Source organism: Pseudomonas granadensis (assembly GCF_900105485.1).
GTDB lineage: Bacteria > Pseudomonadota > Gammaproteobacteria > Pseudomonadales > Pseudomonadaceae > Aquipseudomonas > Aquipseudomonas granadensis.
Genome location: NZ_LT629778.1, coordinates 1,398,802 through 1,416,909, shown reverse-complemented (window position 1 = coordinate 1,416,909; position 18,108 = coordinate 1,398,802). Strand labels below are relative to the sequence as shown.

Annotated in this window: 23 protein-coding genes; 8 read left to right on the top strand and 15 right to left on the bottom strand. The window is 61.0% G+C overall.

Going from position 1 to position 18,108, the window contains the following annotated elements; all coding sequences use genetic code 11:
- Nucleotides 1–53: 53 nt before the first annotated feature.
- The 4 genes from BLU52_RS06315 to BLU52_RS06300 all read left to right on the top strand — a co-directional run bounded on the left by BLU52_RS06315 (nt 54) and on the right by BLU52_RS06300 (nt 4,556).
- On the top strand, nt 54–968 hold the full coding sequence (locus tag BLU52_RS06315) for an urea transporter (RefSeq protein ID WP_090282399.1): 915 nt from the start codon (nt 54–56) through the stop codon (nt 966–968).
- A 21-nt stretch (nt 969–989) separates the two neighbouring features.
- Complete coding sequence (locus BLU52_RS06310) at nt 990–1,814, top strand: ion transporter (protein WP_090282398.1); 825 nt, start codon at nt 990–992, stop codon at nt 1,812–1,814.
- 103 nt (nt 1,815–1,917) lie between these two features.
- Nucleotides 1,918–2,916 carry a sulfate ABC transporter substrate-binding protein gene (locus tag BLU52_RS06305; protein ID WP_090282397.1) on the top strand — a complete coding sequence of 333 codons (999 nt, stop codon included), beginning with the start codon at nt 1,918–1,920 and terminating at the stop codon, nt 2,914–2,916.
- A 443-nt stretch (nt 2,917–3,359) separates the two neighbouring features.
- Nucleotides 3,360–4,556, top strand: coding sequence for an MFS transporter (locus BLU52_RS06300; RefSeq protein ID WP_090282396.1), 1,197 nt, complete (start codon nt 3,360–3,362; stop codon nt 4,554–4,556).
- A 111-nt stretch (nt 4,557–4,667) separates the two neighbouring features.
- Here the strand turns inward: BLU52_RS06300 and BLU52_RS06295 are convergent, their stop codons facing one another.
- Entirely contained in the window at nt 4,668–5,072 is a 405-nt protein-coding gene (locus tag BLU52_RS06295; protein WP_090282395.1) for a type II toxin-antitoxin system HicB family antitoxin, read from the bottom strand.
- A complete protein-coding gene (locus tag BLU52_RS06290; protein ID WP_090282394.1) occupies nt 5,072–5,284 on the bottom strand; it encodes a type II toxin-antitoxin system HicA family toxin in 213 nt (70 codons plus the stop codon). Before BLU52_RS06290 ends, BLU52_RS06295 begins: the two co-directional genes overlap by 1 nt.
- Nucleotides 5,285–5,467: 183 nt before the next feature.
- Here BLU52_RS06290 and BLU52_RS06285 point away from each other — a divergent pair, with 183 nt between their 5' ends.
- Nucleotides 5,468–5,935, top strand: coding sequence for a helix-turn-helix domain-containing protein (locus BLU52_RS06285; RefSeq protein ID WP_090282393.1), 468 nt, complete (start codon nt 5,468–5,470; stop codon nt 5,933–5,935).
- A complete protein-coding gene (locus tag BLU52_RS06280) occupies nt 5,932–6,507 on the top strand; it encodes a PIN domain-containing protein (protein WP_090282392.1) in 576 nt (191 codons plus the stop codon). The genes BLU52_RS06285 and BLU52_RS06280 overlap by 4 nt, the downstream gene beginning before the upstream one ends.
- Before the next feature lie 42 nt (nt 6,508–6,549).
- Here BLU52_RS06280 and BLU52_RS06275 read toward each other — a convergent pair whose 3' ends face one another.
- From BLU52_RS06275 to ccmA, 10 genes are all read right to left on the bottom strand, one after another.
- Nucleotides 6,550–6,954, bottom strand: a complete 405-nt coding sequence (locus BLU52_RS06275) for a hypothetical protein (RefSeq protein WP_090282391.1) — start codon at nt 6,952–6,954, stop codon at nt 6,550–6,552.
- A 24-nt stretch (nt 6,955–6,978) separates the two neighbouring features.
- Complete coding sequence (ccmI, locus tag BLU52_RS06270; RefSeq protein ID WP_090282390.1) at nt 6,979–8,178, bottom strand: c-type cytochrome biogenesis protein CcmI; 1,200 nt, start codon at nt 8,176–8,178, stop codon at nt 6,979–6,981.
- The gene (locus BLU52_RS06265; protein WP_090282389.1) at nt 8,175–8,645 is read right to left on the bottom strand and encodes a cytochrome c-type biogenesis protein; all 471 of its coding nucleotides are present in this window, start codon (nt 8,643–8,645) and stop codon (nt 8,175–8,177) included. The genes ccmI and BLU52_RS06265 overlap by 4 nt, the downstream gene beginning before the upstream one ends.
- On the bottom strand, nt 8,642–9,178 hold the full coding sequence (locus tag BLU52_RS06260; RefSeq protein WP_090282388.1) for a DsbE family thiol:disulfide interchange protein: 537 nt from the start codon (nt 9,176–9,178) through the stop codon (nt 8,642–8,644). Before BLU52_RS06260 ends, BLU52_RS06265 begins: the two co-directional genes overlap by 4 nt.
- Nucleotides 9,175–11,163, bottom strand: a complete 1,989-nt coding sequence (locus BLU52_RS06255; RefSeq protein WP_090282387.1) for a heme lyase CcmF/NrfE family subunit — start codon at nt 11,161–11,163, stop codon at nt 9,175–9,177. Before BLU52_RS06255 ends, BLU52_RS06260 begins: the two co-directional genes overlap by 4 nt.
- A gap of 1 nt (nt 11,164) precedes the next feature.
- Entirely contained in the window at nt 11,165–11,620 is a 456-nt protein-coding gene (ccmE, locus tag BLU52_RS06250) for a cytochrome c maturation protein CcmE (RefSeq protein WP_090282386.1), read from the bottom strand.
- On the bottom strand, nt 11,617–11,793 hold the full coding sequence (gene ccmD, locus BLU52_RS06245) for a heme exporter protein CcmD (RefSeq protein WP_007939192.1): 177 nt from the start codon (nt 11,791–11,793) through the stop codon (nt 11,617–11,619). Before ccmD ends, ccmE begins: the two co-directional genes overlap by 4 nt.
- Complete coding sequence (locus BLU52_RS06240; protein ID WP_090282385.1) at nt 11,790–12,545, bottom strand: heme ABC transporter permease; 756 nt, start codon at nt 12,543–12,545, stop codon at nt 11,790–11,792. The genes ccmD and BLU52_RS06240 overlap by 4 nt, the downstream gene beginning before the upstream one ends.
- Before the next feature lie 91 nt (nt 12,546–12,636).
- The gene (ccmB, locus tag BLU52_RS06235) at nt 12,637–13,305 is read right to left on the bottom strand and encodes a heme exporter protein CcmB (protein WP_090282384.1); all 669 of its coding nucleotides are present in this window, start codon (nt 13,303–13,305) and stop codon (nt 12,637–12,639) included.
- Nucleotides 13,302–13,937: a cytochrome c biogenesis heme-transporting ATPase CcmA gene (gene ccmA / locus BLU52_RS06230; RefSeq protein WP_090282383.1), complete on the bottom strand. Its 636-nt coding sequence runs from the start codon at nt 13,935–13,937 to the stop codon at nt 13,302–13,304. Before ccmA ends, ccmB begins: the two co-directional genes overlap by 4 nt.
- 197 nt (nt 13,938–14,134) lie before the next feature.
- Here ccmA and fliK point away from each other — a divergent pair, with 197 nt between their 5' ends.
- Nucleotides 14,135–15,709, top strand: coding sequence for a flagellar hook-length control protein FliK (fliK, locus tag BLU52_RS06225; protein ID WP_090282382.1), 1,575 nt, complete (start codon nt 14,135–14,137; stop codon nt 15,707–15,709).
- Entirely contained in the window at nt 15,706–16,035 is a 330-nt protein-coding gene (locus tag BLU52_RS06220; protein WP_047292576.1) for an EscU/YscU/HrcU family type III secretion system export apparatus switch protein, read from the top strand. The genes fliK and BLU52_RS06220 overlap by 4 nt, the downstream gene beginning before the upstream one ends.
- A 123-nt stretch (nt 16,036–16,158) precedes the next feature.
- Here the strand turns inward: BLU52_RS06220 and BLU52_RS06215 are convergent, their stop codons facing one another.
- The 3 genes from BLU52_RS06215 to BLU52_RS06205 all read right to left on the bottom strand — a co-directional run bounded on the left by BLU52_RS06215 (nt 16,159) and on the right by BLU52_RS06205 (nt 18,070).
- A complete protein-coding gene (locus BLU52_RS06215; RefSeq protein WP_090282381.1) occupies nt 16,159–16,551 on the bottom strand; it encodes a DUF2802 domain-containing protein in 393 nt (130 codons plus the stop codon).
- Nucleotide 16,552: 1 nt separating this feature from the next.
- Nucleotides 16,553–17,038: a chemotaxis protein CheW gene (locus tag BLU52_RS06210; RefSeq protein WP_090282380.1), complete on the bottom strand. Its 486-nt coding sequence runs from the start codon at nt 17,036–17,038 to the stop codon at nt 16,553–16,555.
- A gap of 90 nt (nt 17,039–17,128) precedes the next feature.
- Complete coding sequence (locus BLU52_RS06205; protein WP_090282379.1) at nt 17,129–18,070, bottom strand: CheW domain-containing protein; 942 nt, start codon at nt 18,068–18,070, stop codon at nt 17,129–17,131.
- Nucleotides 18,071–18,108 lie beyond the last annotated feature (38 nt).

The following is an 18,108-nucleotide window of genomic DNA, read 5'->3' as shown; positions in this document are numbered from 1 at the left end:
GCCAGCCTGCTGGCGATGCAGGCGCCTCGGTCCCCCTGACTTTCAGAACTGCCATGCCTGCCAATCACTTCAACACCCACTGCCCCGACTGGGCCGAGGCTTTGCTCAACGGTTTCAGTCAGATTTTCCTCCAGCGCCATCCGCTGTGCGGCTTGCTGTGCCTGTTGGCGATCCTGCTGACAGCGCCGGTATTGTTCGCCGGGGCGCTGCTCGGTGGCGTCGCCGGTTTGCTCACCGCGCAGCGGCGCAATTACGCCAAGGCGGATCGTCAGGCCGGATTGTTCAGCTACAACGGCGTGTTGCTTGGCTTGTTGCTGAGCCTGTATTTCCCTTGGTCGCCGCTGTTGCCGCCGCTGATTCTTGCCGCCGGCGGCCTCAGTGCGATGATCACCCAGCAATGGCTCAAGCGTGTCTACAGCAGGCGCGCGATACCGGCATATACCTCGCCGTTCGTTGCCTTGAGTTGGCTGTTGCTGCTGTTCGCCGAGCCGTCCGCGCCCATCGCCTCTATCGATTTGCATACGGCGAATGTGCTGGCCGGGGAATTGAGAGGATTCGGCCAGGTCATGTTTCTTGATCATCCATTGGCCGGTGGTTTGATTGCCTGCGGCTTGCTGCTTGCCGATCGCCGTGCGTTCTGCTGGGCGCTGCTGGCTTCGGCGCTCGGCCTCGCTTCCAGCCTGCTGCAGCATGAACCCGCCACCGCGTTGCTGGGCCTGGGCAGTTACAACGCAGTGCTCGCCGCCCTCGCCTTCTCTGCGCAACGCCAATATCCGTGGCTGCCGCTGGTTGGCATCGTCCTGGCGCTGCTGGTGACGCCGCTGTTTGCCGCCGCCGGGCTCGCGACGCTGACCGCGCCGTTCATCCTCGCCAGTTGGCTGATCCACGCCGGCATGCAGATGTTTGGTAAAGCGTCGTTTGCGCAGGAGCCTTGCGCTCACCGGGAGAATCACCCTAGGCTGCGCTGATCTTCGATTCAGGCGTTATCCATGGACAGCAGCAACAATTGGCGCGAACGGCTTTACGTGATGATTTTCCAGAGCGACACCCCGGCCGGGCGTCGCTTCGACGGCATCCTGCTATTGATCATCCTCGCCAGCCTGGTGATTGTGATGCTCGACAGCATCGACAGCGTTCACCGTAATTACGCGGACCTTTTGGCCTACATCGAGTGGGGCTTCACGGCGATCTTTCTCGGCGAATACATCCTGCGTCTGTACTGCTCGCCGAAACCGCTGCGCTATGCCTTCAGCTTTTACGGGCTGGTGGATCTGCTGGCAATCGTGCCGGGGATTCTCGCCCTGTATTACAGCGATGCGCAGTACCTGCTGATCATCCGCATCATTCGGATGCTGCGGATTTTCCGCGTGCTCAAGCTCAGCCCGTACCTCAAGCAAGCCAACTACCTGATGTCGGCGCTGCGCGGCAGCAAACAGAAAATTGTCGTGTTTCTGGTCAGCGTCTGCACGTTGGTTACGGTGTTCGGCACGCTGATGTACGTGATCGAAGGCCCGGAACACGGTTTTACCAGCATTCCCAAAGGCATCTATTGGGCGATCGTCACGCTGACCACCGTGGGCTTCGGCGATATCGTGCCGAAGACGCCGCTGGGCCAGGTGATTTCGTCGTTGGTGATGATCACCGGTTATTCGATCATCGCCGTGCCTACCGGCATTTTCACCGCGGAACTGGCCAACGCCATGCGCGGCGAACAGCTACAACATGAATGCCCGGGGTGTCAGAAAAAGAGCCACGAACAGAGCGCGGCGTTCTGTTCGCGATGCGGCAGTCAGCTGTTCAAGAAACTGGAATAAGCACAGAGCTTTTTAATCTTTAAGCGACTATCCCGACACCGTTATAGTCGCTGGCAAATCGCCCACTATTGACTCGACACCCCCACAGAACAAGGAATGCGCAGTGAAAAAACTTTTTGGCGCCTCACTTCTCGCCGCCGGCCTGGCCTTGGCCAACATTGCTCAGGCAGCGCCGACGCTGCTTAACGTTTCCTACGACGTAATGCGCGATTTCTACAAGGATTACAACACTGCGTTCCAGAAGCACTGGCAGGCCGAGCACAACGAGAACATCACCGTACAGATGTCTTTCGGTGGTTCGAGCAAACAGGCGCGTTCGGTGATTGATGGTCTGCCGGCGGATGTCATCACCATGAACATGGCCACCGACATCAACGCCCTCGCCGACAACGGCAAACTGGTGCCGGAGAACTGGGTCACGCGCCTGCCGAACAACAGCGCACCGTTCACCTCGGCCACGGTGTTCATCGTCCGCAAGGGCAACCCGAAAGCCCTGAAAGACTGGCCGGACCTGCTCAAGGACGGCGTGCAGGTGATCGTGCCGAACCCGAAAACCTCGGGCAACGGCCGCTACACCTACCTGTCGGCCTGGGGGTATGTGCTGAAGAATGGCGGTGACGAAGACAAAGCCAAGGAGTTCGTCGGCAAATTGTTCAAACAAGCGCCGGTGCTGGACACCGGTGGCCGCGCCGCGACCACCACGTTCATGACCAACCAGATTGGCGACGTGCTGGTGACCTTCGAAAATGAGGCAGAAATGATCGCCCGCGAATTTGGCCGTGATCAGTTTGAAGTGGTCTACCCAAGCGTGTCCGCCGAAGCCGAGCCGCCGGTGTCGGTGGTCGATAAAGTTGTCGACAAGAAAGGTTCGCGTGCGGCGGCTGATGAATATCTGAAGTACCTGTGGTCGCCTGAAGGCCAGGAAATTGCTGCGGCCAACTACCTGCGCCCACGAGATCCGGCGGTGCTGGCGAAGTACACCGATCGCTTCCCGAAAGTGGATTTCCTTTCGGTGGAAAAGACGTTTGGTGACTGGCGCACGGTGCAGAAGACGCACTTCAATGATGGTGGGGTGTTTGACCAGATTTACACGGGCCAATAAGGCTTGATCTGAAAAACAAGAGGCGGCCCACTGAGGTCGCCTTTTTCGTTGTGAGCCAATGCACCCTCAGCCCAGCCCTCTCCCAGAGGGAGAGGGAGCCGACCGAGGGGTCGCGCGCCAGACATCGACCTGAAGGACCGAGTCGATTATGGATTGGAGCGATTTTCCTGGGTTCGAATCCATTCCGGATTCACAGAAGCATGTTCAGGTCGGCGAATCTCCCCAGCATCCCCCAATCAGTCCCCTCTCCCCCCGGGAGAGGGCTAGGGTGAGGGGCTTTTGGGCGAGAACAGTAATCTCATGACCACCTCCGCGCGACTAGCCATGATCAACCGACCAGTCATTACACAACGTAATAAGAGTTATCATCCGAAACTGTCTTCTGCCAACCCGCGTTGTCCATTAGCCTTCACCGCTTTCCTGTGCCCGACCCGAGTATTCCTATGCCCACCACTCACGCAATGACCCGAGGCATGGTGCTGCTGTTCGCCTTCTGCTGCGGCGCCATCGTTGCCAACATCTATTACGCCCAGCCGATCATCGGCCTGATCGCGCCGGACATCGGCCTGTCCGACACCATGGCCAGCTTCATCGTCTCGTTGACGCAGATCGGTTATGCGCTGGGCCTGTTCTTTCTGGTGCCGCTGGCCGATCTGCTGGAAAACCGCCGGTTGATGATTGTCACCACCCTCGTGGCAATCGCCAGCCTGCTGGCGGCCGCGTTTACCGATCAGCCGAATGTGTTTTTGCTGATTTCGTTGCTGGTGGGGTTCAGCTCGGTGTCGGTGCAAGTCCTGATTCCGCTGGCCGCGCATCTGGCGCCGGAAGAATCCCGAGGCCGCGTGGTCGGCGGGATCATGGGCGGTTTGCTGCTGGGTATTCTGTTGGCCCGACCGGTGTCGAGCGTGGTTGCCGATCATCTCGGCTGGCGCGCGATGTTCATGATTGCCGCCGGGTTGATGGCCGCGATCAGCGTGGTGCTGGCGCTGACCGTGCCCAAGCGTCAACCGGATCACAGCGCCACGTACGGGCAACTGATCGGCTCGCTGTGGACGTTGCTGCGTCAGCAACCGGTGCTGCGTCAGCGCGCGTTTTATCAGGGTTGCATGTTCGCCACGTTCAGCCTGTTCTGGACCGCCGTGCCGCTGGAGCTGGCGCGCAATCACGGCCTGTCGCAAAGCGAAATCGCGATTTTCGCCCTGGTCGGCGCCATCGGTGCCATCGCCGCGCCGATCAGTGGACGCCTCGCCGACGCCGGCCACACCCGCATCGCCTCGCTGCTGGCCATGCTGTTTGCCAGCCTGAGCTTCCTGCCCGCCTTCATCCACCCGGCTTACAGCGTTATCGGCCTGGCGGTCACTGGCGTAGTGCTGGATTTCTGCGTGCAGATGAACATGGTCCTCGGCCAGCGCGCGGTTTATTCGCTGGACGCCAAAAGCCGTGGCCGTTTGAACGCGCTGTACATGACCAGCATCTTCATCGGCGGCGCGTTCGGTTCGTCGGTGGCCAGCGCCGTGTACGAGCATGGCGGCTGGTTGTGGATAGTGATTGTCGGCAGTGTGTTCCCGCTGTTGGCGTTGTTGCGGTTCTTGAGCGCATCGCAAAACGCTTCACTGGCGCAACGAAAAACCGCCTCCTGAGGTGATTCAGTGTGGGAGCGAGCCTGCTCGCGAAGGCGTCAGTTCGGATCATATTTCTCTGCCTGACACGGCACTTTTGCGAGCAGGCTCGCTCCCACAAATGCCCGAGCTTTAGTATCGAACCAGTTTCTCCATCGCCGCATCCGCCAGAAACGAGGAGCGGCTTTTGACGTTATGTTCACGCACATAGCGGTCAATGCGCTGTATCACATAACCGGGCAGCGTGACGTTGACCTTCTCGGTCTTGCCCAGATACGGCGAGATATCCAGCTCCAGCATGCCCCAGCCCATCTCGGTAAAATCCGCATTGCTGCGATGAGCCGAAGCCGACGTCGGCAGCGGAATCGGCTCTCCTGCCGCGGCAATCTCCTGCAGCATGATGTGGGCAACTTCAACGGCAGCGTTGTAGGCATCCTCGAACGTGTCCCCCGCCGTCACCGCACCCGGGATATCGGGGATCTGAATACCGATGGCAGTATTTTCATCACCCCACTCGATGCAGATTGGATATTGCATTACGGATCTCCTTCATAACGGGCTGGCGGGTTGTACAACCCGGTACGCCGCCTGATGCTCTTGACCGTCCCCAACGGTAAATCCTTTTTCGGATGGGGAACGGGAATCGTGTTCGGGTTGTAACGGTGCTTGTAAATGTGATGACTGCCAGTCACCCGATCCAGCGTCCAGCCTGCGTCTTCAAGCTCCTTGATCAATAACCTGCTCTGCACCCGGCGCCTCCTTGCCTTGGCCTTTCAAAAGTAACCCTAGAGTTATCTTTACTCAAGCACAGAATGGCGTCGAGTGACGGTTGGTTGTTTTACAAGGTGTTCCTGGGAATGTTTCGTTTATTGCGATTTTCGTTTAATTCGAATACTGTTCATGCATCGTCCATCGAATGCTGGAACAGTCTAATGTCCATCGCTATCCCCTCTGCCATCAATCTCCCGGTAGAACGTGAAGTCAAAGCCGCGATTGCAGGCCAGCGTGCCTTGACGGCTTTCCTCGCGACCGGCTTTGAAACTCAAAAAATCCAGATCTTCGATGATCAGAACGAAGCCCATAGCGTCGAACTGCCCACCTCCGCACTGCGCTTGCTGAACGATATCCTCTCGGCGCTGGCGCAGGGCAACGCTGTGAAGGTCGTACCGATCCACGCTGAGCTGACCACTCAAGATGCCGCCGACCTGCTCAATGTCTCACGTCCGCACATGATCAAACTGTTGGAGCGCGGTGAGATTTCCTACCACAAAACCGGCAAGCACCGACGTGTGCGTTTTGCCGATCTGATGGAATATAAAGCCCGGCGAGACACCGCCAGCGAGCAGGCAATGAGGCTTCTCGCAGAGCAGGCACAGACGCTAAGGACAGGATACGAGTGAGGCACTCCTCTTTCACCGCTGTATACGATGCATGTGTTCTATACCCCGCCCCACTGAGAGACTTCCTGATGTGGCTCGCGTTGTCCGGACTCTATCGGGCGCGCTGGACTGAAGAAATTCACTGCGAATGGAAGCGCAATTTGTTAAAAAACCGGCCTGACCTGAGCATCGAGCAACTGGACCGGACATCGCAATTGATGGACCTCGCCATTCCGGATGCATGTGTTGATAGCTATGAAGATCTGATTGTCGGACTGAGCCTGCCCGACGAGGATGATCGCCATGTTCTTGCAGCAGCTATCCGGTGTGGCGCGGACGTCATCGTGACCTTCAACCTGAAGGATTTCCCCACTCGCTCTCTCGAACCCTATGGCATCGAAGCCCAACATCCGGATGAGTTTGTCGAAAACCTTTTTCATCTGGATTCATCCGCGGTCATTGCGGCTGCCCAAAGACAGCGCCAGCAGCTGAAGACGCCACCAATGGATGCGGATTGTTTTCTTGTTCTCTTGCAACGCCAAGGCCTGGACCAGTCAGTAAGTTCACTGAGCAGGTATCGTGCGATTCTCTGAAAATTCGGAAAAAAAACGGCGATCCAAAGATCGCCGTTTTTCTTACTGCCCGAACTGCTTGCCCAAGCCCGGTGGCACGCCGTGGATGTCGGTATCTTCCCATGGGCCGTTGGGGCTGACGGCGCGGCTCCAGCCGTTGTTCCAGCGGTAGTAGGTGCGCTGGCGGTAGAAGGTGTTGGACTGGTCGTCGAGCACGTACACGCCGAGTATCTGGTCCCAGTGGCTGTTGCCGCCCGGTGGTGGGGCGAAGCTGGCTGAGGTGCGGGGCACCGGTTTCGACGGTTTGGCCGGGATGCTCTTGCCCGGGGTCGGTGAGGTCGACGGGGTCGGGCTCGGTTGCGACGGCGGGATCGGGGGCAGGTTGGTGGTCGGTTCCGGTCGCTGGACCGCACATGCACTCAAGCCCAGGGCCAGTGTGAGGACTGTGATACGGGCGATGGTGTGCATGGCGGTGCTTTCCTGTGGTTCCGGTTATTGGTCCGGGCTGTCGATGGTCAGTTTTTGTGGCGCGGTGGTGCTGCTGGCCAGTGGGCCGCTGCGACCGATCCATTCACCGGCAGTGGGTTGGCCGGCGCGGGAAATGCGCGCAACCAGTTGGACTTCGGGAAAGTTGGACAGTTTCAACTGCGGCATCATCGCATCGGCATCGCCCAGTTCGACGGTCACCGGCAGGTCGGCCACGGTCAGGCGTTTGGCCGCCAGCGGTGCCGGTGGGCCGGACGTAGCGCGGGCGAAAATGAACACGCTGTCGCCCGGTTGCACTTTGCCTTTGAGTTCGCTGGCCAGGTCAACGCTGACTGTCAGCAATGCACCCTTCGGCGTGGGTGCTTGAGCGACCTTGCCACCGCTAGCTTGCAGGCGTTCGGCGGCGCGCTGGATTCCGCCTTGCAGCGCGGCGCGAGAGTTGTCCTCCGGCGGCAGTTGCGCGAGCAGGCGGTTCCAGTAGTCAATGGCCTCCTGATAACGCTCGCCTTCAAACGCAGCGATGCCGAGCAGGCCGAGACTGGTGACCTCTTTCGGATCAGCCTTCAACGCCTCGTCGGTCAGTGCCTGAATCTTTCCCGACCACTTCTTACCGTCGGCAAAATACTGCGCCTGCGCCCACTGGCCGAGCAGTTCCGGTTGGCGACCAGCGAGGCCGGCGGCACGCTCGAACATCTTCGCCGCATCCGCCGGGCGCTCCTGCGCCATGTAAGTACGACCGAGGAAATACAGGCCCTCGGCAGAATCCGGTTGCGCAGCGACCGCACGTTCCAGACGCTGGGTCATCTCTTCCATCGACTGCGGCGCCTGGGCGAACTCGCGGGTCAGCTCAACCTTGTCGGCAGCGCCGAAATGCAGATACAGGCCCAAGCCCAGCAGCGGCACCAGCACGGCCGCAAGCAACGGCAACGGCTTGCCCAGCTTCGACACACGCGGCGCGGCAACCCCTTCGGTATCCGCCAGCAGCTCCCGCGCCGCTTCGGCGCGACCGCTGTCCATTTGCGCCGCGTCGAGCACGCCTTCAGCCTGCTGCGCTTGCAACTCGGCGACACGTTCCTGATACAGGGCCACATTGAGGGCGGTGCGATCCTCCTCGCGTTGGGCGCGACGGCCACGCAACACCGGGATCAGCAGAAAACTCAGGGCGACCAGAAGCAACAGCCCTGCGGCAAGCCAGAAATCAATCATTCTTGGGTTTTATCCAACAGTTGGTCGAGGCGCTGACGTTCTTCGATGGACAGCGATGACGGCGTTGCGGCGCGTTGGCCGCGACGTCGGCGGACGATCACCGCGATCACCACCAAACCGCCCAGCAGCAGGCCGGCCGGGCCGAACCAGAGCAATGCGGTCCTGGCGTTGAGCGCTGGTTTGTAGCGGACGAAATCACCGTAGCGATCGACCATGAAATCGATGATCTGCTGGTTGTCCTTGCCCTCGCCGAGCATGCGGAAAATCTCTTTGCGCAGGTCGGCGGCAATCGGCGCGTTGGAGTCGGCGATGTCCTGGTTCTGGCATTTGGGGCAGCGCAGTTCCTTGGTCAGTTCGCGGAAACGCTCTCGATCACCTTCTTTGGCAAATTCGTAGGTGTCGATGGCCGCATGCGCGACACCGACCAGACTCAAGCCCAACACCACCGCAGCGAGAAAACGCTTCATGGCTTGGCCTCGTCGACCAGCGCCTGATATTTGGCCGCGAGTTTTTCGCGCCAGACCTGCTCGTCAATCACCCCGACAAACTTGTCGCGGATGATGCCGTTGGCGTCGATGAAGAAGGTTTCCGGCGCGCCGTAGACACCAAGATTCAAGCCCAGCGAACCCTCGTCGTCACGAATATCCAGCGCATACGGATTGTGAAACTCGGCCAGCCATTTCAACGCATCGGCGTTGGTGTCCTTGTAGTTGATGCCGTAGATCACCACGCCTCGCTCGGCGAGTTTGTTCAGCACCGGATGCTCGACCCGGCAAGAGATGCACCAGGTGCCCCAAACGTTCACCAGCGCCGGTTTGCCGAGGATGTCGGCCTTGGTCAAGGTCTTGTCGCCCTGCACGCTCGGCAAGGAAAACTCCGGGAACGGCTTGTTGATCATCGCCGATGGCAGCTCCGCCGGATCGAGGTACAGACCGCGATACAGAAACACCGCCACCAACAGGAAAATCGCCAGCGGCACCAACATCAACCAACGTCTCATGCCGCCGCTCCCGTCATGCCCAGCGCTTCACGCACTTTGCTTTTCACCTTGACCCGATAGCGCCGATCCAGCGCCGCCAGCAAACCACCGAAGCCGGTAAGCAGGCCGCCGAACCAGATCCAGCGCACGAACGGTTTGACGTGCACGCGGACCGCCCAGGCGCCGTTATCCAGCGGCTCGCCAAGGGCGACGTAAATGTCGCGGGTGAAACCGGCGTCGATCCCGGCTTCAGTCATCACCGAGTTCTGCACGGTGTACAAACGTTTTTCCGGGTGCAGCACGCTGATTTCCTTGCCGTCGCGAATCACCCGAATGGTGCCTTTATCGGAAGTGAAGTTCGGCCCCTCGAAGTGCTTGGCACCGTCGAAAACGAAGTGATAACCGGCCAGGTCCATTGACTCGCCCGGCGCCAGACGCAGGTCGCGTTCGGCACTGTTCTGGCTCGACAACACCACGCCGAGCGCGCACACGGCAATACCGAGGTGAGCGATCTGCATGCCCCAATAGCTGCGGGTCAGCGTCGGCAGGCCTTTGATCAGGCCCTTGTGGCGAGTCTTGTCGAACAGGTCGCGAACACCTGCGAGCAGCACCCACGCCGCCAGCAGGAACGTCGCAATCACCGCCCAGTTGAAATCGCCGTAAGCGACACCGGCAACTACCGCCAGCGCGACGCTGCCGAGCAACACCGGGGTGAGCATGCTCGCCAGCCACTTCACCGGAGTGTCCTTCCAGCGCACGATCACGCCGACCGCCATGACCAGCATCAGCAACGCCATCAACGGAATGAACAGCGCATTGAAATACGGCGGGCCGACCGACATTTTCGCGCCACTGAGGGCATCAAGTATCAGCGGGTACAGCGTGCCGAGCAGAATCATCGACGCGGCCACGACCAGCACCAGGTTGTTGCCCAGCAGCAGGGTTTCCCGCGACCACAGATTGAAGCCAACCTGACTTTTCACCACCGGTGCGCGCAGAGCGAACAGGGTCAGCGAACCACCGACGACGAACAGCAGGAAGATCAGAATAAACACGCCGCGCTCAGGATCGGAAGCGAACGCGTGGACCGACGTCAGCACGCCGGAACGCACGAGGAACGTGCCCAGCAGGCTCAGCGAGAACGCGGCAATCGCCAGCAATACCGTCCAGCTCTTGAACACGCCGCGCTTTTCCGTCACTGCCAGCGAGTGAATCAGTGCGGTGCCGACCAGCCACGGCATGAACGAGGCGTTTTCCACCGGGTCCCAGAACCACCAGCCGCCCCAGCCGAGTTCGTAATACGCCCACCACGAACCGAGGGTAATGCCGATGCCGAGGAACGCCCACGCGACGATGGTCCATGGCCGCGACCAGCGTGCCCAGGCAGCATCGAGGCGCCCGCCGAGCAATGCCGCGATGGCGAAGGCGAAGGCCACCGAGAAGCCGACATAGCCCATATAGAGCATCGGCGGGTGCACGATCAGGCCGATGTCCTGCAGCAGTGGATTGAGGTCGCGACCGTCGGCCGGAATCTGCGGCAGGATCCGCGCGAACGGGTTCGAGGTCAGGATCAGGAACAGCAGGAAACCGGTGCTGATCATGCCCATCACCGCGAGTACGCGGGCGAGCATGACTTGCGGCAACTGCCGCGAGAACACCGACACGGCGAAGGTCCAGCCGCCGAGGATCAACGCCCACAACAGCAGCGAGCCTTCATGAGCGCCCCACACCGCGCTGAACTTGTAGTACCAAGGCAGCGCGCTGTTGGAGTTCATCGCCACATAGGCCACCGAGAAATCGTCGGTCATGAACGCGTAGGTGAGAATGCCGAAGGCAAACAGCAGAAAGGCAAACTGGCCCCACGCCGCCGGTTGCGCCAGGCCCATCCACAAACGGTCGCCGCGCCAGGCGCCGAGCAACGGCACCACGGCCTGCACCAGGGCAAAACACAGGGCCAGAATCATCGCCAGATGACCCAGCTCAGGAATGAATATCGCCGAGGTCATGTCAGCCCTCCTTCGCAGGGGTTGGCGCGGATTGACCGCTGTCTTTCAGCGCTTTGGTCACTTCTGGCGGCATGTACTTCTCGTCGTGCTTAGCCAGCACTTCATCGGCCACCACCACCCCGTCGGCGTTGAGCTTGCCAAGGGCAACGATGCCCTGCCCTTCGCGGAACAGGTCCGGGAGGATGCCGCGGTAGGCGATAGTCACTGACTTGTTGAAGTCGGTGACGACGAACTTGACGTCCAGCGAGTCCTTCGAGCGTTGCAGCGAGCCCTTCTCGACCATGCCGCCGGCGCGGATGCGCGTGTCTTGCGGCGCTTCGCCGTTGGCGATCTGCGTCGGCGTGTAGAACAGATTGATGTTCTGCTGCAGGGCACTGAGGGCCAGGCCGACGGCAGCGCCGACCCCGACCAGAATGGCCAGAATGATGATCAGACGTTTCTTGCGCAGCGGATTCACTGGCCGTTCTCCCGACGCAGACGACGCGCCTCTTGTTGCAGATAGCGCTTGCGGGCGAGGATCGGCGCCGCCACGTTGAGGGCCAGCACCGCCAGACAGATGCCGTAGGCCGACCAGACATACAGGCCGTGATGGCCCATGGCGAGAAAGTCGCCGAATGACGCGAAACTCATCGAGCGACCTCCAGACTGTGCTGCACTTCGGCTTTGACCCAACTGGCGCGGGCTTCGCGCTTGAGCACTTCGAGGCGCATGCGCAGCAACAGCACGGCGCCGAAGAAGCAGTAGAAACCCAGGACCGTCAGCAGCAGCGGCAGCCACATTTCCGCCGGCATCGCTGGTTTTTCGGTAAGGGTGAACGTCGCGCCCTGGTGCAGGGTGTTCCACCACTCCACCGAGTATTTGATGATCGGGATGTTGATCACGCCGACGATGGCCAGCACGGCGCAGGCCTTGGCGGCGCTGTCGCGGTTACTGATCGCGTTGCCCAGCGCGATCACGCCGAAATACAGGAACAGCAGAATCAGCATCGAAGTCAGTCGTGCGTCCCAGACCCACCACGAACCCCAGGTCGGTTTGCCCCAGATCGCCCCGGTGACCAGCGCCACGGCGGTCATCCACGCACCGATCGGGGCGGCGCATTGCAGGGCGACATCGGCCAGTTTCATTTTCCACACCAGCCCGACCACGCCGCACACCGCCAGCATCACGTAGATCGACTGAGCGAGCATCGCCGCAGGTACGTGGATGTAGATGATGCGGAAGCTGTTGCCTTGCTGATAGTCCGGCGGCGCGAAGGCCAGGCCCCAGACGACGCCGACAGCGATCAGCAGCAACGCGGCGATGCTCAGCCACGGCAGCAACTTGCTGCTGATGCCGTAAAACCATTTGGGCGAGCCGAGCTTGTGAAACCAGGTCCAGTTCATGTTGTTTCCATCACGGGTGCCGCTCCTCGATGTGAGCTGGCGCGGGTCATTCTTTTCGACAAAGTGGTTAAATTTTAACCAGACCTCATTATTATTCGCCGACGCTGATCTTCAGGCCAGCCGCTATTGCAAACGGTGTCAGGGTGATCGCCAGGGCGGTCAGGCTACCCAGCCACAGCAGATACCCGGTCGCCGGCATGCCTTGCAAGGCGGCCTGCAAGGCGCCACTGCCGAGGATCAACACCGGGATGTACAACGGCAGAATCAGCAGCGCCAGCAACAGGCCGCCGCGTTTCAATCCCACCGTCAACGCCGCGCCCACCGCGCCGAGCAAGCTCAGTACCGGTGTGCCCAGCAGCAACGACAACAGCAAAACCGGCAGGCAGGCGGTCGGCAAACCGAGCATCAGCGCCAGCAACGGCGAGAGCAGCACCAGTGCCAGACCGGAGAAAAGCCAGTGTGCCAGCACCTTGGCCAGGACCAGAAGTGGCAGCGGGTGCGACGAAAGGACCCACTGTTCCAGCGAGCCGTCTTCGAAGTCACTGCGGAACAGTCCGTCCAGCGACAGCAGGACCGACAATAACGCCGCCACCCAGACTAACCCCGGGGACAGGTTTTGCAAGACCTGAGTGTCCGGGCCGACGGCCAGCGGGAACAAGGCAATGACGATGGCGAAGAAAATCAGCGGATTGGCCAGCTCCGCCGGGCGGCGAAACAGCAGTCGGGACTCACGGGCGAGCAGCAGGCCGAACACACTCATACGGCCCATTTCCCCAGATCGATATCGCGATAACCGGCCGGCATCCGGCTCAGCGTGTGGTGCGTGGTCAGCACCACCAGACCACCGCGTTCGCAGTGGCCCGCCAAGTGCTCTTCGAGTTGCGCGACGCCCTGCTTGTCGAGGGCGGTGAACGGCTCGTCGAGAATCCACAGCGGCGGGCTGTCCAGATACAACCGCGCCAATGCCACGCGACGTTGCTGACCGGCCGACAGATTGTGGCAGGGAACATCTTCGAAACCGCGCAATCCTACTGCTGCCAGTGCTTGCCAGATCGCCTCGCGCTCGGCGGGCTGATGCAGGGCGCAGAGCCAGGACAGGTTTTCTTCCGCCGTCAGCAGATCCTTGATCCCGGCGGCGTGGCCGATCCACAGCAGGTTGCGGGCGAGTTCGTGGCGTTGTTCGGTCAGTGGCTGACCGTTGAGCAGGACCTGGCCGTCCGTCGGTTGCATCAGACCGGCCAGCAGACGTAAAAGACTGGTTTTGCCGCTGCCGTTGGGACCGCTGATCTGCACCATGTCGCCACCGGCCAGGCGCAATTCGAAGTTCTCGAAGAGCAGCCGCAGGTCACGTTCACACGCCAGGGCAATGGTTTGCAGGACAGGACTGGTCAAGGGATCACGGGCCTTATACGGTTCAAGTCGGCTCTGGCGCGGCCGTTAAAGAGAGGCAGCATAGCTGCATTGAAGGCTCGAACTGGCGAGCTGGATCAAACAATTGCTATGTTTTTTCAACGAAGCGCACGACGCGCGGCATTATACATGCCGTGCCTTACTCTCAAGAGCGCAATTTCCTCAGGTTGTGTCCGCGTATGACAGGCGAAATCAACATCCTCCCGCTGCCGCCCGCCTCTGCGGCGACCGTGCGCCCGCAGGTCGGGGAACTGCTCAAGCTGCTGACCCCGGTTGAAGGTTTGATCGGCAGCGGGCAGAGCGCCAAGGCCGAGGTGTTGTCGCTCAAGCAGGCCGACCAGACCTTTGAATTGCTGCTCAAGGTGACCGTCGACGGCGGCCGCCAGACCACCGTGCAAGCGACCAGCAATCTGCCCTTGCCGCAAGGCACCAACCTGGCGATCACCCAGCCCTCGGCGGGCAATCTGGCGATCACCGTGCAACAGGCGATCGCCAGCAACGTCGCCGCCCTCACCCGCCTCGATACCGCGCAGTTGCCGGTCGGCACGCTGCTACAGGGCAAGGTGCTGACCTCGCAGGTTCTGCCGCAGACGCCGGGACAAGCAACGGTGTTTCGCTCGATGGTCAGCCTGCTCAACACCGCGTTGAGCGGCAGCACATTGACCATCGACAGCCCGCAACCGCTGCGCATCGGCACCCTGCTGTCAGCCATCGTCGAAGACACGCAAACCTTGAAATTTGTGCCCTTGAGCAACCGTCAGGAACAACTGGCAGTGAGTCAGCAACTGCTCGGCCAACAAAGCCGCCAAGCCTCGTTGAGCGGCCTGCTGAACGCGCTGCAAAACCTGCCGCCGGCCACCGACCAGACCTCCGCCGATTTGCGCGCGGTGGTCGACAAATTGCTCGCCAGTCTGCCGGATGTGCAACAACTGAGCACCGCCAAAGGCGTGGCGCTGGCCCTGGCCAACAGTGGCGTGTTCCTTGAGACCAAACTGCTGACCGGGCAAAACCCGAGCCTTGCGCCGGACATGAAAGCCGATCTGCTCAAGCTGATCGCGCAGTTGACCCCGGGCCTGCCGAGCAGCACCAGTTTCAACGCGATCATCGCGGCCAACACCCTGGCGCAAGCGCTGCCGAGTTTCGTGCGCAACGCCCTCGGCATGCTCGGCCAGGTCAGCGCCAAACCGGTGCCGAGCAGCTTCCCGCTGCCCGAACGTTTGCTGCAAGGTCAGGACGGCGAAGGCGATCTGGAACAGTTGCTGCGCCTCGCTGCCGCCGCAGTGTCGCGCCTGCAAAGCCATCAGCTGTCGAGCCTGGAGCAGACCGGCGTCACCGATGACGGCCGCCTGCTCAGCACCTGGCAACTGGAAATCCCCATGCGCAACCTGCAGGACATCGTGCCGTTGCAGGTCAAGTTCCAGCGCGAAGAAGCGCCGGAACGCGAGCCGCAAGCAAACGAGCGCCGCGACGAGCGCGAGCCGAAACAGCAATTGTGGAGGGTCGATCTAGCGTTCGACATGGAACCGCTTGGGCCGCTGCAGATTCAGGCGCAACTGGTGGCCGGCAGCCTGTCCGGGCAACTCTGGGCCGAGCGGCCGTACACCGCTGACCTGATCGAAAACAACCTGTTCGCCCTGCGTCAACGCCTGCTCGATCGCGGGCTGAATGTCGGCGACATCGACTGCCACCAGGGCACCCCGCCGCAAGGCAACCAAACCCGCCTCGAACACCGCTGGGTCGACGAAACCGCATGAACGATTCCACTGCCCCACGCCAGGCCATCGCCCTCAAATACGACGGCAACCACGCCCCGACCCTCACCGCCAAGGGCGACGAAGAACTCGCCGAAGAAATCCTGCGCATTGCCCGCGATTGCGAAGTGCCGATTTACGAGAATGCCGAACTGGTGCGGCTGTTGGCCCGCATGGAACTGGGCGACAGCATCCCCGAAGAGCTGTACCGCACGATCGCCGAGATCATCGCGTTTGCGTGGAATCTGAAAGGCAAATTCCCAGAGGGACACGACCCGGACGCACCGATGGTCGAGAAGGACATCACCGCACGCGGCGACGATTACTGATCGTTCCCACGCTCTGCGTGGGAATGCCGCCCGTGACGCTCTGCGTCACATTTCACGGGCGCAACGCGGAGCGTCCCAAGATGCATTCCCACGCAGAGCGTGGGAACGATCCCGGTACGACAATCAGTTCTTGTGCAGTTTGCGCATCAACTCTGCCTCAGCCTGGGTCAACCCGCAGGACTGAGTCAGTTCGTCAACACTCGCACCCATGCCCACCAGTTTCGCCGCCTGGGCGAATGACAGGCTCGACGGGTCGCGCTGCTCCAGGGCAACGATTTTGTCCGGCAAGGGGCCGACCACCGCGCGCAGCTCGTGCAGGGCTTCGCCCATGCGCACGTTGCCGTTCTGGTAGTCGTCGACACGCTTGGCCAGGTCCTTGATGCGCTGATCGCGCAGCGCATCGCCCTGGGCCTGCTGCGCAGCGATCACCCGCTGCGCCTTGATGTACGACAAAAACATTGCCAGCGTGCCTGCCCAGAACAGGAACAGGACAATGACTGCAACCTCGAGAATCAAATCAGATGCTCTCCAGTTCCGACCACTCTTCTTCGCTCATCATCTTGTCCAGCTCGACCAGGATCAGCAACTCGTTGTTCTTGTTGCACACGCCCTGGATGAACTTGGCCGATTCTTCGTTACCGACGTTCGGTGCGGTTTCGATTTCCGACTGACGCAAGTAAACCACTTCGGCCACGCTGTCGACCATGATCCCGACCACCTGCTTGTCGGCTTCGATGATGACGATACGGGTGTTGTCGCTGATCTCACCGGTGCTCAGGCCGAAGCGCTGGCGGGTGTCGATCACGGTGACCACATTACCGCGCAGGTTGATGATGCCCAGCACGTAGCTTGGCGCACCCGGCACTGGCGCGATCTCGGTGTAGCGCAACACTTCCTGCACGCGCATCACGTTGATGCCGTAGGTTTCGTTATCCAGTTTGAAGGTCACCCATTGCAGGATCGGATCTTCAGAACCTTTTGCATTCGACGCCTGACTACTCATACCCTGACCCCTCGAAAAAACCGCCCCGGGCGGTGTGTGTTCTGTGTGGTGGCATTGAACAATGCCATCGCCTGATAGTTATGTCGGCTGCTAAGTCGGTTTATGTAGCGGCTTGTTGCCGCTCATGTGCTTTGCTCCGCCGCTGGCAATCAACTCGGCCAGCGCGGAGACATCAAGCAATGCACACATGTGCTCGATCACGGTGCCGGCGAGCCATGGCCGCTGACCCCGGTGACTTCTCCATTTGATTTCATTCGGGTCCAGGCGCAACGAGCGGCTGACCTGATGCACCGCCAGGCCCCACTCGTAACCCTGCACCGAAATCACGTACTGCAAGCCCTGGCGGAAATCATCGCGGTAGCGATCCGGCATGACCCAGCGCGCGGTGTCGAGCACCTTCAGGTTGCCGGCCTGGCTCGGCAGAATCCCGAGGAACCATTCCGGCTGACCGAACAGCGGCGTCAGCTCCTGGCCGGCCAGCGAATAGATCGAACCAAGGCACACCAGCGGCACCGCCAAGGTCAGCCCGGCAACGTCGAACAGCAGGCATTCGAAAGCTTCGGCGGCCCAGGCCGGACGCCCGTCGGTTTCCACCGGCGGCGGCGGGTTGTTCGGCGGCAGGTGCACTTCGACCAGCGGCGGCACCAGCACTTGTGGTTCTTCTGGTTCTTTGACAACCGGGGCCGGCGCAGGGATTTCCGGCTCCGGTACTTTCAGTAATTGGGTTTGCAGCAGCGGCGCCAGGGTCGAGACCACGGCGCGCGGCTCTTCGAGCAAAGCCACCGGTGCCTTGGCCACTGGCGTGACAACGGGCGCAGCGGCAGGTCGGGCGGCTTGCTGCGCATCGCGGGCCTGCTCTTCCAGCACGGCGGCCTGGAACTCGTCCATGACCTCGGTGCTTTCAACGATTTCAGGCTGGGTCTGCTGCGCGACTGGCGGCGCCAACTCGTCGGGCACATCCAGCAGCAAGTCTTCCAGATAAGACTGCAAGGCCCGTTGCGGACGTGAGGTGAGTTTCACTGGGCGGTTCATCGGTGATCAGCGCCTGGCAGGGAAACCGCGTCGCCTGC

Coding starts and splice junctions, on each gene's coding strand:
- BLU52_RS06315 (WP_090282399.1), top strand. CDS start 54: ATGCCTGCCAATCACTTCAACACCCACTGCCCCGACTGGGCCGAGGCT.
- BLU52_RS06310 (WP_090282398.1), top strand. CDS start 990: ATGGACAGCAGCAACAATTGGCGCGAACGGCTTTACGTGATGATTTTC.
- BLU52_RS06300 (WP_090282396.1), top strand. CDS start 3,360: ATGCCCACCACTCACGCAATGACCCGAGGCATGGTGCTGCTGTTCGCC.
- BLU52_RS06295 (WP_090282395.1), bottom strand. CDS start 5,072: ATGCAATATCCAATCTGCATCGAGTGGGGTGATGAAAATACTGCCATC.
- BLU52_RS06285 (WP_090282393.1), top strand. CDS start 5,468: ATGTCCATCGCTATCCCCTCTGCCATCAATCTCCCGGTAGAACGTGAA.
- BLU52_RS06275 (WP_090282391.1), bottom strand. CDS start 6,954: ATGCACACCATCGCCCGTATCACAGTCCTCACACTGGCCCTGGGCTTG.
- ccmI (WP_090282390.1), bottom strand. CDS start 8,178: ATGATTGATTTCTGGCTTGCCGCAGGGCTGTTGCTTCTGGTCGCCCTG.
- BLU52_RS06265 (WP_090282389.1), bottom strand. CDS start 8,645: ATGAAGCGTTTTCTCGCTGCGGTGGTGTTGGGCTTGAGTCTGGTCGGT.
- BLU52_RS06260 (WP_090282388.1), bottom strand. CDS start 9,178: ATGAGACGTTGGTTGATGTTGGTGCCGCTGGCGATTTTCCTGTTGGTG.
- BLU52_RS06255 (WP_090282387.1), bottom strand. CDS start 11,163: ATGACCTCGGCGATATTCATTCCTGAGCTGGGTCATCTGGCGATGATT.
- ccmD (WP_007939192.1), bottom strand. CDS start 11,793: ATGAGTTTCGCGTCATTCGGCGACTTTCTCGCCATGGGCCATCACGGC.
- BLU52_RS06240 (WP_090282385.1), bottom strand. CDS start 12,545: ATGAACTGGACCTGGTTTCACAAGCTCGGCTCGCCCAAATGGTTTTAC.
- ccmB (WP_090282384.1), bottom strand. CDS start 13,305: ATGAGTGTGTTCGGCCTGCTGCTCGCCCGTGAGTCCCGACTGCTGTTT.
- fliK (WP_090282382.1), top strand. CDS start 14,135: ATGACAGGCGAAATCAACATCCTCCCGCTGCCGCCCGCCTCTGCGGCG.
- BLU52_RS06220 (WP_047292576.1), top strand. CDS start 15,706: ATGAACGATTCCACTGCCCCACGCCAGGCCATCGCCCTCAAATACGAC.
- BLU52_RS06210 (WP_090282380.1), bottom strand. CDS start 17,038: ATGAGTAGTCAGGCGTCGAATGCAAAAGGTTCTGAAGATCCGATCCTG.
- BLU52_RS06205 (WP_090282379.1), bottom strand. CDS start 18,070: ATGAACCGCCCAGTGAAACTCACCTCACGTCCGCAACGGGCCTTGCAG.